Source organism: Amycolatopsis sp. NPDC048633 (genome assembly GCF_040650695.1).
Classification (GTDB): Bacteria; Actinomycetota; Actinomycetes; order Mycobacteriales; family Pseudonocardiaceae; genus Amycolatopsis.
Window position 1 is genome coordinate 42242 of the sequence record NZ_JBEZHS010000018.1, and the last position, 12766, is coordinate 55007.

The 12766-nt window shown below is 72.4% G+C and carries 10 protein-coding genes; 2 read left to right on the top strand and 8 right to left on the bottom strand.

The features are described 5' to 3' along the window. Window positions 1-22: 22 nt before the first annotated feature. On the bottom strand, window positions 23-994 hold the full coding sequence (locus AB0C38_RS28395; protein ID WP_360678788.1) for an EamA family transporter: 972 nt from the start codon (window positions 992-994) through the stop codon (window positions 23-25). A gap of 68 nt (window positions 995-1062) precedes the next feature. On the opposite strand from AB0C38_RS28395, the gene AB0C38_RS28400 reads away from it, so the two are divergent. After that, window positions 1063-1926 carry a LysR family transcriptional regulator gene (locus tag AB0C38_RS28400; protein ID WP_360678791.1) on the top strand — a complete coding sequence of 288 codons (864 nt, stop codon included), beginning with the start codon at window positions 1063-1065 and terminating at the stop codon, window positions 1924-1926. Here the strand turns inward: AB0C38_RS28400 and AB0C38_RS28405 are convergent. After that, window positions 1914-2564, bottom strand: coding sequence for a DUF998 domain-containing protein (locus AB0C38_RS28405; RefSeq protein ID WP_360678793.1), 651 nt, complete (start codon window positions 2562-2564; stop codon window positions 1914-1916). The genes AB0C38_RS28400 and AB0C38_RS28405 overlap by 13 nt on opposite strands. Before the next feature lie 210 nt (window positions 2565-2774). On the opposite strand from AB0C38_RS28405, the gene AB0C38_RS28410 reads away from it, so the two are divergent. Then, window positions 2775-5234: a M14 family zinc carboxypeptidase gene (locus AB0C38_RS28410; protein WP_360678796.1), complete on the top strand. Its 2460-nt coding sequence runs from the start codon at window positions 2775-2777 to the stop codon at window positions 5232-5234. A gap of 48 nt (window positions 5235-5282) precedes the next feature. On the opposite strand, the gene AB0C38_RS28415 is transcribed toward AB0C38_RS28410, so the two are convergent. The 6 genes from AB0C38_RS28415 to AB0C38_RS28440 all read right to left on the bottom strand — a co-directional run bounded on the left by AB0C38_RS28415 (window position 5283) and on the right by AB0C38_RS28440 (window position 12725). Beyond that, window positions 5283-5993, bottom strand: a complete 711-nt coding sequence (locus AB0C38_RS28415; protein ID WP_360678799.1) for a LysE family transporter — start codon at window positions 5991-5993, stop codon at window positions 5283-5285. Window positions 5994-6304: 311 nt separating this feature from the next. Then, window positions 6305-7399: a DnaJ domain-containing protein gene (locus AB0C38_RS28420; protein WP_360678802.1), complete on the bottom strand. Its 1095-nt coding sequence runs from the start codon at window positions 7397-7399 to the stop codon at window positions 6305-6307. A gap of 435 nt (window positions 7400-7834) precedes the next feature. After that, entirely contained in the window at window positions 7835-9418 is a 1584-nt protein-coding gene (locus AB0C38_RS28425) for an AMP-binding protein (protein WP_360678804.1), read from the bottom strand. 206 nt (window positions 9419-9624) lie between these two features. After that, window positions 9625-10338, bottom strand: a complete 714-nt coding sequence (locus AB0C38_RS28430) for a transporter substrate-binding domain-containing protein (protein WP_360678806.1) — start codon at window positions 10336-10338, stop codon at window positions 9625-9627. Window positions 10339-10387: 49 nt separating this feature from the next. Continuing rightward, on the bottom strand, window positions 10388-11422 hold the full coding sequence (locus AB0C38_RS28435; protein WP_360678809.1) for an aldose epimerase family protein: 1035 nt from the start codon (window positions 11420-11422) through the stop codon (window positions 10388-10390). A 67-nt stretch (window positions 11423-11489) separates the two neighbouring features. Then, the gene (locus tag AB0C38_RS28440) at window positions 11490-12725 is read right to left on the bottom strand and encodes a helix-turn-helix domain-containing protein (protein ID WP_360678812.1); all 1236 of its coding nucleotides are present in this window, start codon (window positions 12723-12725) and stop codon (window positions 11490-11492) included. Between the last annotated feature and the right edge of the window lie 41 nt (window positions 12726-12766).

A 12766-nucleotide genomic window follows, 5' to 3' on the forward strand; every position in this document is an offset into this window, starting at 1 on the left:
TACTTCGACACGCTCTCGATGCTCAAGCAGCTGATCGGCGGGGTGGACAAGAAGAACCCGAAGAACTGGCCGCTGCTGCTCCGAGTGGCTCGGGGCTTCCTGGTGATGTCGGGGGAACGGCCTGACCCACGGCTGACGGAGACGACGGAACCGGTGTTGCGGGCGGTCTGACGACCACCAGCACGTTGACCGCGACGATCACGCCGATCGCCGCCCAGGAGAGCGCGTCGAGGCGCTGGCCGAGGACCACCCGGCCGACCAGCGCCGCCAGGACCGGGTTCACGCTCATCACCGTGCCGAACACCGATGCCGGGACGCGGCGCAGGGTCAGCAGGTCGGCCAGCATCGGCACGGCCGACGACAGGACACCGGCGGTCACCGCGGCCAGGACGGCGCCGAGGCCCGGCCGGTGCGCGATCATCGCGAAGACGCCGATCGGCACGTACGCCAGCCCGGACGCGCCCGCGGCCGCCGCCGAGCCCGCGACGCCGGGGATGCGCGCGCCCACCGCGCGGTTGAGCAGGATGTAGGCCGCCCAGCACGCGGCGGCGAGCAGTGCCAGGCCGATGCCGAGGTAGTCCGTGCTCGGTCGCGGCCGGACCAGGACCACGACGGCCGCCGCCGCGACCAGCGCGCACAGCAGGTCGATCCGCCGTCGTGACCCGGCGAGGGCGATGGCCAGCGGGCCGAGGAACTCGAGCGTGACGGCCAGGCCGAGGCCGATGCGGTCGACCGCGCTGTACAGCGAGAGGTTCATCGTCCCGAACACCAGCGCCAGGGCCAGGACGAGCCGCCACTGGGCGGCGGTGAACCCGCGCAGCCGCGGCCGCCCGGTCGCGAGCAGCACCACGGCCGCGACCCACTGGCGGACGGCCACGACGCCGGCCGGCCCGAGCTGCGGGAAGGCCAGGGCCGCGACCGACGCCCCGACCTGGTTGGACAGTCCGCTGCCCAGCATCAGCGCGGCTCCGCGCCGGCGTCCTTCACTTGTCATGCCCCGACTATCGGGGCCGGTGTCGCATACGCAAAATGCATCCGACACGCCACCTATACGCTGGACGCATGGATGCCGAAGCCGCGCTGGAGCTGCGCCACCTGCGGCACCTCGTCGCGGTCGTGGACACCGGGAGCTTCACCGACGCCGCGATCGAGCTCGGCGTTTCGCAGGCGACGGTGTCGCGGACGCTGCTCGCGCTGGAGCGGGTCCTCGGCGTGCGGCTGCTGCACCGCACCAGCCGGACCGTCGAACCCACCACGGCCGGCGTCACGGTCCTCGCCCGGGCCCGGGTGCTGCTGGCCGACGCCGGAACGCTGGTCCACGAGGTCACCACCGGCCACACCCGGCTCCGGCTCGGGCACGCGTGGTCGGCCGTGGGCCGGCACACCGCGGAGTTCCAGCGGCGCTGGCAGGACCGGTATCCCGACGTCGAGCTGCAGCTGGTGCGGACCAACACGGCGACCGGCGGCCTGGCCGAGGGACGCTGCGACCTGGCCGTCGTCCGCACCGCCGTCGACACCCGCCGGTACTCCCACGTGCTCGTCGGCCACGAACGCCGGGTCGTCGCCCTCGCGTCCGACGACCCGTGGGCGCGGCGCCGGATAATCGGGTTCGGCGAGCTCGGCGGCCGCACGCTCGTCGTGGACCGGCGCACCGGCACCACGTCCCTGGACCTGTGGCCCGAAGGCGCCCGGCCGGCGGTGGAGTACACCCACGACATCGACGACTGGCTGGCGGCCATCGCGACCGGGCGCTGCGTCGGCGTCACCCCCGAGGCGACCGCGGCGCAGTACCGGCGTGACGGCATCCGCTACCGGCCGCTGCGCGACGCGGACCGCGTCCCGGTCCGGCTGATCTGGCGCCACCGCGACGCGCACCCGGCGACGCACCTGGCCGCCGCCCTGCTGACGGAGCTCTACCGCTCCTGAGAACGCGCTGGAGCGAGCAGGGCGCCCAGCGCGACCAGCTCCGTCAGCGCCATCCCGCGTTCGACGAGCCCGAGCGGGATGAGCGTCCACCAGCGGCCGCCGTCCACCGCGGCGACCACCACCGCCCCGAGGATCACCGCGAACCAGGCCAGCGACGCGATCGCCAGCACGCGGGCGAGCCACCGGCGGCCGGCGGAGGCCGGGAACGTCGCACGCGACGCGACCAGCACGGCCAGCGGGAGCGCCACGAAGGCCACGACGCTCGCGATCCGGTGCAGCGTGCCGCCGAAGTCCGAGCGCGAGACCGTGGCCCAGTCCGGCTTCGGGAAGGCGACGATGACCAGCAGTCCGACCGTCCACAATGTACCGAGGATGGCCGCGGGCACGGGCAGCCGCCGCTGGCTGTGCAGGACGGCGAGCCCGGCCGCCGAGCCCAGCGCCACCAGGATCACCGCGAGGTCGAACACCCACTTGTGATCCGACAGCCCGTATTCGCTGATCGTGCGGCGGGTCGCGCTGATCTCGTCGGTCGGCGGGATGACCTGCAGCAGCAGCACCAGCGCGGCGCCGATCACGAGAGCGGCGATACCGCTCAGCGAGACGGCGAGCGACGTCCGTCGCGCAGGGACCGTGACCATGAACCGACAGTAGCCGACCGATGGTTGAACTCCCGGTGAAGCGTCTTTTGGGGTGAACGCGGGCGTGAAAACCGGGTGAAGCCTGTACGACTTACGGCGGTTACCTTGGTCGGTTTTCGTCCATTACGGTCACTCGCTACCGGTACGTCCGTGCTGTACCGGTCTCGTCGAGGAGGTCCTTTGCCTGTGGGGAATTCACCAAGAAGACTGGTGCTGGCGGCTTCGGTCGTGGCGCTGGCGGCGGCGTTCGTCACATTACCGGCCGGTACCGCCGGCGCGGCCCAGAACATCGTGCGTGCCGACAAGTCGGTGCAGCGCTCGTGCTTCGCGAAAGTGCTGCCCAAGGGCACCGCGGGCACCGATCGACGCGAGCTGACGTCCTCTGTGGACGGATTGGTCCAAGCCCGGCTGAAGCCGGCCTCGGGCACCGAAGGCGACTGGGACGTCGCCGTGTTCGACAAGACGACGGGCGCCGTGGTCGCCGCCTCCACGGCGTTGCGCACCCACGAACTCGCCGAAAGCTTCGTGAAGAAGGGCCAGCAGCTCGTCGTCCAGGGCTGCCGCTACGGCGGCTCGGCCGACCGGGCCCAGCTCGGCGTCGACTTCCTCGCGCTGACCCCGCAGGGCACGCCGACGACCGCGCAGAAGGCGCAGCTGGTCCGGGTCGAGACGCCGACGCGCGCCGACAAGAACAAGCTGACCGCCCTCGGCCTCGACGTCACCGAGAAGGCTGACGCGACCGGGATCGAGGTCGTCCTCGCCGACGACGCCGACCGCCAGGTGCTCAAGAACAGCGGCTTCAAGTCGAAGGTGCTCGAGGCCGACCTCTCGGCCAAGTCGGTCCAGGACGCGAAGACCGACCGCCAGTACGCCGCGAAGACCGCCGCGTCGGCGCTGCCGTCCGGGCGCACGAGCTACCGGCACCTCTACGACTACAACTACGAGCTGAAGGAGCTGGCCCGCAAGAACCCCGGCCTCGTCTCGGCGTTCACCATGCCCGAGTCGACCTGGGAAGGCCGGGACGTCGTCGGCGTCGAGATCGCGACCGACGTCAAGAACATCACCGACGGCAAGCCGGTGAACTTCACCATGGGCGTGCACCACGCCCGGGAGTGGCCGGCCGCCGAGCACGTCATCGAGTGGGCGTACGAGCTGGTCAACGGGTACTCCCGGGACCCCGCGATCCGCAGCCTCGTCGGCAAGACCCGCAACATCATCGTGCCGATCATCAACACGGACGGTTTCGAGATCTCCCGCGAGGCCGAGCCGAAGGGTGACTTCACCCGGTTCGACTACGAGATGAAGCGCAAGAACTGCAACGTCAACGACTCGCCGCCGCAGTACGCCACTGGCGTCTGCAAGGCCAACCCCGGCGGCCGCGTCCGCGGCACCGACCCGAACCGCAACTACGCGGGCTTCTGGGGCGGCGCCGGTGCCGAGCTCGCCTGGAGCGGTGACACGTTCCGCGGGTCCGCGCCGTTCAGTGAGCCCGAGGTCCGCAACGTCCGCTCGATCGTGTCCTCGCGCCAGGTGACCAACCTGATGACGATGCACACCGTCGCCGCGCTGGTGCTGCGCCCGCCGGGCGTGGCCGACGTCCGCCCGCCGCTGGAGGAGCCGGCCTACAAGGCCCTCGGCGACAAGCTGGCCTCGCGCAACGGCTACACGAGCCAGCCGAGCTGGGCGCTGTACGACACGACCGGCTCGACCGAGGACTGGTCGTACTGGGCCACCGGCGGCTGGGGCTTCACCATCGAGGTCGGCGGCAACGGCTTCCACGGTCCCTACGCCGACAGTGTCGTCGCGGAGTACGAAGGCCTGGCCCCCGCGGCCGGCGCCGGCAAGGGCGGCAACCGGCAGGCGTTCCTGGACCAGCTGGGCAGCGCGGCCGACCCGCAGCAGCACTCGACGCTGATCGGTTCGGCGCCGAAGGGCTACCAGCTCAAGCTGCACAAGACGTTCCAGACGCCGACGTCGCCGGTGATCCAGCCCGACGGCTCCACCAAGCCGCCGATCTACGTCACCGACGACCTGAACTCGAAGCTCACCACCACCGGCGGGCGGTTCGCCTGGTCGGTCAACCCGTCGACCCGGCCGTACGTGGCCGGCCGCTACGGGCGCGACCCGCAGGGCCCGGCGCAGCAGGGGCAGCCGGTGACCAACCCGGCCGGGGTGCCGCCGATCAACCAGAACTACCCGGCCGACCCGGCGGGTGACTCGTTCACCTTCCACGTCAACGGCCTGCCGCAGGTCGACAACGGGAAGTTCAGCGTCAACATCAACTGGGCGAGCACGGCCACCGACTGGGACCTGTTCATCTACGACGCGGCGGGCAACCTGGTCAGCTCGTCGGCGAACGGCGGCACGACGACCGAGCACGCCGTGCTGTTCGACCCGCCGGCCGGCGACTACCGCGCCGTGGTGGTCAACTACGACCAGGCCGACCCGGCCACGGTCGACGACTGGAGCGGTGACGTGTCGTTCGCGTCGCCGATCCCGCCGACGTACGGGCCGAAGGAGGCTTACCAGCTGACCTGCACGTCGCCGAAGGGCCAGCTCGTGGGCGTGGCGGACGTGTACGCCGACCGCGGCCAGACGGTCGACGTCGGTGAGGTCTGCACCCGTTCCGCGCACGCGCAGAAGCAGCGCGCTTCGGGTGGGGTCCGGTAGTAGTCCGGTTCGTTCGGTGAAGGCCTCCTCGCTCGCGCGGGGAGGCCTTCACGGCGTTACGGCGAGGGCGACGCCGAGGACGACGAGGATCGCGCCCACGACCCGGTTGAGGGTGGGCTTCGCGTGCGCGTACCAGCGCTGGGTGGCGGGCGCGGAGAACAGCAGGGCGACGCTCAGATGCCAGGCGGTCGACGTGAGGAGGATCAGCGCGACCGCGGCGGCTTTGACGGCGGTGGGTTCGGTCGGGGGGAGCGTCGCGGTGAGGACGCTGCCGAAGAACGCGGCGGCTTTCGGGTTGGTCAGGTTGCTGACCACGCCCTGGCGGAAGTGGCTCGGGGAGCGGGGCGGTGCGGCGCCGGTCCGCGAGGTCGCGAATGACTCATTCGGGACCTCCGGCGCCGCGAATGAGTCATTCGCGGCACGGCGGTCGAGCGGTGGGGCTTCGTCGGGGCGGTTCGTTGCCTTCGGTTCGCGGGCTTGCAGCCACAGCCGCACCCCGAGCCAGGCGAGATAGCCACCGCAGACGACGCGCAGGACAGCGGCCAGCCACGGCGCCCGGGCGAGCACCCCGCCGAGCCCGAAGACGGCAACGGCGGCCAGCACCCCACCGGCGGCGATCACCCCGAGCGCGACCGCGACGGCGGCCCGCCGGGTACCGGCCGCGGCGGTGTGCGCGATGAGCACGAAGTTCGGGCCGGGGGAGACGGCCGCCGGGAGGTAGGCCAGCAGCACGGTCCCCAGCGTGGCGGCAGGATGCACCCCGCCAGCCTCGCACGGCCGCCTGCGCCGGGCCGACCCTCCAGGTACGTGAGCCGACTCCCCAGGCACGCGAGCCGACTCCCCAGGCACGCGAGCCGACTCTCCAGGCACGCGAGCCGACCCTTCGGGCGCGCGAGCCGACCCTCGGGGCACGTGAGCCGACTCTCCGGGTGCGCGAGTCGACCCTTCCGGTACGCAAGCCGACTCTCCAGGCACGTGAGTCGACCCCTCGGGCACGCGAGCCGACTGTCGGCTCGTGCCGGTGCGGCGGGGTCGACCTGATAGCCGGGAAGGTGCCGACGGGCGTCAGCTCAGGCCGCGCGGCCGCCGCCACCCACGACCTGGTCGCGCATCGTCCGCAGCGCCTGGTGGTCCACAGTGGACGGATCCGCGGCGAGCCACTCGCCGATCTCGTGCAGGAACTCCTCGGGCGTCATCGGTGCGGTGGGCAGGTCGCCGGGGTCGGCTGTCGTCAGGTCGCCGCTGCGGCTCGGGTACACGATCATCGCGCCGCGCAGCGCTACGCCGGGCAGCAGGTCGCGGTACGCCGCGAGGCTCTCGGCGAGCCGGCTGCCGCCGCCGCGGAACGGGCGGCCGTTGCGCAGCAGCCTGCCGTCCTCGGCCGTCTCGTAGTGCCCGGGCAGCCACAGCTTCGACTCGATGAGCACCAGGCGCTTGCCGCACAGCACCGCGTGGTCGACGTCGGCGAACACCGACCCCGGCCACGCCAGCCCGTGGAAGATCCGCGCGCCGGGCAGGCGGGTCAGGTAGCTCTCGAGCAGGTCGGCGGTGAGCCGCTCGGCCAGCTCGTCGCGCTCGGTGCCGGGGGCGCCGAACACCGTGCGGCCGCCGAACTCCTCGGCGTACGCCTCGCGGGCCTTGTTCGCCTTCAGGTAGCCGCGGGCCAGGCGCTGGACGAGCAGCGCGGTACTGGCGGTCAGCAGCAGCCACACGATGAGCACCGGCGTGCTGAACCCCACCCCGGTGACCAGCGGCAGCAGCACCAGCACCATCCCACCCACCGCGGCGACCACCGGCGTGTGCCCGGGCCCGCGGCGGCGGCCGTGGCGCATCCGGGTGTCCTGCCCGGCGAGGTGCCACCAGCCGAGGTCTTCGGCGTCCAGCTCGGGCAGGTCGGGGACGAACCCGGGCTCGTCCCCGAAGCGCCGCCGGGGCCGCGGCCGGATCGGGACGGGCACCACGGTCGCGCCGCCGGCGTCGTACCGCGCCCGGGCGATGGGGTCGCCGAGGACGTCGTAGGCCTCGCGGAGCAGGCGGAACGTGCCGACCGTGCCGCCACCGTCGGGGTGCATGGTCTTCGCCAGCCGGCGGTAGGCCGTCTTGACGTCGGCCGCCGTGGCGTCCCGGCGGATGCCGAGCACCTCGTAGTAGTCGACGTCGGGCACGCGGGCGTTCACCTCCGGTTGGCTGCGCGAAGACTTTATGGGACCGGCTTTCCGGGCCGGCGACCGCCTCGCGGCGCGTCGGGGTGATGGTCCTCCGGCGCAGGTCAGTGCGGTGTCCGGAGTTCTATCGTTGACAGCGCACAGTTCGCACAGCCGGCTCGCCGGCGCGGGATGGGTCGCGTGACGGCGTCCCGGACGGGGCTTCCGGCGCGTTTGCCGTGGTCGGTGAGTGTCCATTGAGGACTGCCCGTCACTCGGAAGTGTTGTCCCGGCGCGAATCGCCGCCGCGGCGGTCACGTTTCGTAGCTGGAATTCACCTGAAGAGACGCGAACAGGTGTTCGAATCCCCGGCTAGGATAGACGCATGTCCCCGGCATCCCCCAGACGTGACGGGCCCACCGCCACCCCACCTCGGCAGCGGGCCCGTCACCCCCGTCACCGCTCGCGCAGCAGGAAGCGCTGCAACTTCCCGCTCGCGTTGCGCGGCAGCGCGTCGATGAACCGCACCCGGCGCGGGTACTTGTACGGCGCCGCAACGGCTTTGGCGTGCTCCTGCAGGGCGTGCACGACGTCCGGGCCCGGGGTGACGCCCGGCCGCAGCACGACGAAGGCGGTCACGAGCGCGCCCCGGTCCGGGTCGGGCGTGCCGACGACCGCGCACTCGTCGACGTCCGGGTGGCTCAGCAGCACCTCTTCGACCTCGGGAGCGGCGATGTTGTAACCGGAGGAGACGATCATGTCGTCGCTGCGCGCCACGAACCGGAAGTAGCCGTCGGGTTCGCGGACGTAGGTGTCGCCGGTGATGTTCCAGCCGTCCCGGACGTAGTCGGCCTGCCGCGGGTCCTCGAGGTAGCGGCAGCCGGTGGGACCCTGCACCGCGAGCAGCCCGGGCGTGCCGTCGGGCACGGGCGTGCCGTCGACGTCCAGGACGGCGGCGCGGAAGCCGGGCACCACAGTGCCGGTCGTGCCGGGACGCGCGGCTTCGTCGGCGGCGGCGATGAAGACGTGCAGCATCTCCGTGCTGCCGATGCCGTCGATGAGCGGGCGGCCGACGAGGTCGCGGTACTGCTCGGCCACGGCGGCGGGCAGGGCTTCGCCGGCGGAGACAGCGCGGCGCACCCCGTCGAGGAGCGGCCCGTCCCCGGCGCCGAGGATCGCGCGGTACGCGGTCGGCGCCGTGAACAGCACGGTCACCGACCGTTCGGCGACGATCGAAGCCAGCTCCTTGGGCGTCGCGCGTTCCAGGAGGAGCACGGACGCCCCGGCGTGCAGCGGGAAGACCAGCAGCCCGCCCAGGCCGAAGGTGAACGCCAGGGGCGGGGTGCCGCAGAAGAGGTCGTCCGCGGTGGGGCGGACGACGTGCCGGGAGAACGTGTCGGCGATGGCGAGCAGGTCGCGGTGGAAGTGCATCGTCGCCTTGGGCGTCCCGGTGGTGCCGGAGGTGAAGGCGAGCAGCGCGACGTCGTCGGCGGCGGTCGGCACGTCGGCGAAGGTCGCCGGGTGCCGCGCGCAGCGGCCGGCGAGCTCGGTGCCGTAGGAGACGACGGGCAGTCCGGGCGGCAGCTCGTCGAGCAGGCGCTCGTCGCACAGGGCGACGGCCGGCCGCGCCCGGTCGGCGATCTTGTCGAGCTCGTTCCGGCGCAGCATCGGCATCGTGGAGACGGCGACCGCGCCGGCCTTGAGCACGCCCAGCCAGCAGGCCGCCAGCCACGGCGTGTTGGTGCCGCGCAGCAGCACGCGGTTCCCGGGGACGACCCCGAGCTCGGCGGTGAGGACGTGCGCGATCCGGTTGGCCCGCGCGAGGACCTCGCCGTAGGTCCACGTCTCGTCGAGCGAGCGCAGGCAGGGCCGGTCGGCGCCGAGGCGCTCGACGGCGCCGTCGAGCAACGCGGTGGCGGCGTTGAGCCGCTCGGGGTAGGCCAGCTCGGGCAGGTCGAAGACGAGCCGCGGCCACTGTTCCGCGGGTGGCAGCCGGTCACGGCAGAACGAGTCGGTGTGAGCGCTGGGAGTAAGCCTCATCGCAGCTCCTCGGTTCGACCTGGACCGTAGGAAACGTAGCACTCGTTGCGACCGTCGAGAAGACGCTATGTCGCACTGCTGACGGCGGCGACAACGAAGCGATATCACTCCGTGGGCCGGGAACCGCGCAGAGTGACGGCGGTGGGCAGCACGAAGCCGGCGCAGGCACTTGCTGCCGCGCCTTGACCGCCCTTAGCGGGCAGAAGTCACTCCGCGGGTGGCGCCACCGCGGCGTCGGGCTGGTTCGCGCGGCGCAGCGCGTCGGCGACGAACCCGTTCGCCTTCAGCTCTTCGACCAGCTCACGCAGGAACGTGACCGTCGAAGGCCGGCGAGCCGGCGTGGTCCCGACCGCCTGCCGGATCTGCATGAACCGCTCCGGGATGATCCGCGTCCCCGGGTGCCCGGCCACATAGGCGGTCATCGGCTGCCGGATCCCGGCGACGACCTCGAGACCCTGCTCCTCGAAAGCCACCACGCCGTCCGGGCCGCGCACGATCGTCGCGTGCGCGAGGGTCCGGGTCAGGAACAGGTCGTACGCCGACCCCTCGTTCACGCCGATCCTGACGTCCGGCCGGTCGACGTCGGCGGGCGAGGCCAGCGGCGAATCCTCCGGCACCACGTACACGCCTTCGATGACGACGTACGGCGCGGTGAAGGCCACCGAAGCCGCGCGCACCGGCTCGATCGCCAGGAAGCAGATGTCCACCGCGTCCGAGGTCAGCGCTTCGAACGACTTCGGGGCCGCGTCGAAGCAGACGAACTCGACCGGCACGTCCAGCCGCGCCGCCACCTCACGCGCGAGGTCGACCGTGACGCCGCCGGGCGAAGCCGCCGTCCCGTGGGTGAGTACCGGGTTGCCGAGGTTGATGGCGGCGCGCAGCACGCCGGTGGGCGCGAGGTCGGCGGAAAGATCTCCCATGACCGGCGAGACTAACCGCCGGGACGGCCGCGAGCGGGGCGAATGTTGCTCACGCCACCGGCGGCCGGTCCGCCGTCGTCAGCTCGAAGACCGTCTCCTGGTGGTAGACCTCGCCCGGCCGCAGCACCGTGCTCGGGAAGTCCGGCCGGTTCGGCGAGTCCGGGAAGTGCTGGGCCTCCAGCGCGAACCCCGCGCCGGGGCGGCCGAGGTGGTTGCCCGAATAGAACTGCAGACCCGGTTCGGTCGTCCACATCGTGAGCAGCCGGCCGGACGTCGGCTCCCAGGCCCGGGCGGCGAACGGCGCGCCGTCGTCGAGGACCCAGTTGTGGTCGTAGCCGCGCCCGATCGCCAGCTGGGGGTCCGGGTCGCCGAGGCGGGCGCCGATCGTCGTCGCGCGGCGGAAGTCGAACGGTGTGCCCTCGACCGGCGCCGGGTCGCCCACCGGGATCAGGTACTCGTCGGTGGGGCAGTAGTGGCGACCGGCGATCGACAGCGAATGGTCGTACACCGAGCCGGCGCCGGCCAGGTTCCAGTACGTGTGGTTGGTCAGGTTGACGACCGTCGGCGCGTCCGTGGTCGCGCGGTAGGTGATGCGAAGCCGCGAGTCGAGGCGGTAGGTCACCTCGGTGGTGAGCCGGCCGGGGTAGCCCTGGTCGCCGTCCGGGCTGACCAGCGTGAACCGCACGCCGTAGGGCACGGGCACCGCGGACCAGACCCGCGTGTCGAACCCGGCCGGGCCGCCGTGCAGGCTGTTCTTCCCGTCGTTCACCGGCACCTGGTGCAGAACCCCGTCGAGGGTGAACGCGCCGCCGGCGATCCGGTTGGCGAAGCGGCCGATCACCGCGCCCAGGAAGACCCGCGAGGCGCCCGGCTGGTTGTTCGCGACGTAGCCGTCGAGATCGGGATGACCCAGGACGACGTCGGCCGAGCGCCCGGAACGGTCCGGCGCTGCCACGGACTGGAGGACGCCGCCGTAGTCGAGCACGCGGACGGTGAGCCCGCCGGGCCGGGACAGTGTGTACCGGTGGACGTCGGTGCCGCCGACGCGCCCGAAGAACTCCCGGGTGAGCTCGGAAAGGGTCATCGGCCGGTCCTCCGCAGCGCTCTGTTAGCGCTAACAGCATGCTGCGGGCGCGCCGCCCGGTCAAGGGTCAGTGCTCACCCGGCGGCGGCGTGCCCAGCAGCTGGTGCGCCCGCAGCGCCATCTGGATCTCCAGCCGCTGCGCCGGGTCCGTCAGCCGGTCGCCGAAGAGGTCGCTCAGCTGGCTCACGCGGTAGCGCACCGTCTGCGGGTGCACGCCCAGCGCCTGCGCGATGTCCGGGGTGTTCCCGTTGTGCTCCAGCCAGCTCAGCAACGTTTCCGCCAGCCGGACCTGCTGCTTCACCGTCAGTCCCGCGAACGGCGCCAGGGTCTTCGCCGACAGCTGGTCGAGCAGGAACCGGTCCAGCAGCAACCAGTGGGTGGCCAGGTGGTCGGCCGTGTGCGTCACCGCGCGGTCGTCGACCAGGCCGCGGCGGACCAGGTCGAGCGTGCGGCGCGCCCACGACGACGACGTCGCCGCGTCGGCCGGCCGGACCCGGGGGCCGACGGCCGCGCGCCAGCCCGACAGCCGGCCTTCGAGACCCCGCAGGTCGCGGTCCGGGTTCGGCGTCAGCAAGCAGGGTTCGGTGCCTTCGAGGTCGAGCAGGACGTCGTCGGCGACCTGCGGAGCCGGCGTCAGGTGCTGTTCGCTGCGCGGGTCGAGCGCGACGACCGTGACCCACTCCGGCATGGTCCACTTGGCGGCCTCCGCGATCGTCGCGATCGTCGCCGGGGACGACGGCGGGCTGGCCAGGAGGAGTTCGAGCAGCCGCCGGCGACGGCGTTCGAGCGTCCCGGTCGCCATCGCCTGCGCCAGCGTGTACCCCTCGACCGAGTACGACGAAATCTCTTCCACGTAGGCGAAGATCGCTTCCGCGCCGACGCACAGCACGGCCGCCGGGAAGCGGTGGGCCTGGCCCAGCTCCGCCACGTACCGCCACGCCGCGCGGCCGCCCGCGCGGTAGGCCGCCTGCAGCGAGTTCAGGCTGCCGCCGTCGTGGTGAACGCGCTTTCCCACCTCCCGGAACAACTTCGGCCAGTTGTCCTCTGTGGACTCGACGTCGTCGATGCTGTCGATGCAGCTGACCACGGCCCGCTCGATCGCCAGCACGATCATCTTCCCGAACTCGCCCTCGAGGGGCTTGGCGTACTCGGGCACGGCTCGCTGGATCTCGTCGAGGATCCGCCGGGCGAGGGGGTCGGCGTGCGGCCGGAACCGCCGCGCGAGCTCGGCCGGCAACGAGCCCCACAGCTGGTGGGCCCGGCCGGTGCCACGGGGGTGCGGGACGGCGATCGTCCGGGTCATGGCCACCCCTTTTCCGCATCGTCGCGAAGGTCATGAACGCA

Bases quoted from the DNA above. Each gene is read 5' to 3' on its own strand.
- AB0C38_RS28395 (WP_360678788.1), bottom strand. From the start codon at position 994: ATGACAAGTGAAGGACGCCGGCGCGGAGCCGCGCTGATGCTGGGCAGC.
- AB0C38_RS28440 (WP_360678812.1), bottom strand. From the start codon at position 12,725: ATGACCCGGACGATCGCCGTCCCGCACCCCCGTGGCACCGGCCGGGCC.
- AB0C38_RS28400 (WP_360678791.1), top strand. From the start codon at position 1,063: ATGGATGCCGAAGCCGCGCTGGAGCTGCGCCACCTGCGGCACCTCGTC.
- AB0C38_RS28435 (WP_360678809.1), bottom strand. From the start codon at position 11,422: ATGACCCTTTCCGAGCTCACCCGGGAGTTCTTCGGGCGCGTCGGCGGC.
- AB0C38_RS28425 (WP_360678804.1), bottom strand. From the start codon at position 9,418: ATGAGGCTTACTCCCAGCGCTCACACCGACTCGTTCTGCCGTGACCGG.
- AB0C38_RS28405 (WP_360678793.1), bottom strand. From the start codon at position 2,564: ATGGTCACGGTCCCTGCGCGACGGACGTCGCTCGCCGTCTCGCTGAGC.
- AB0C38_RS28430 (WP_360678806.1), bottom strand. From the start codon at position 10,338: ATGGGAGATCTTTCCGCCGACCTCGCGCCCACCGGCGTGCTGCGCGCC.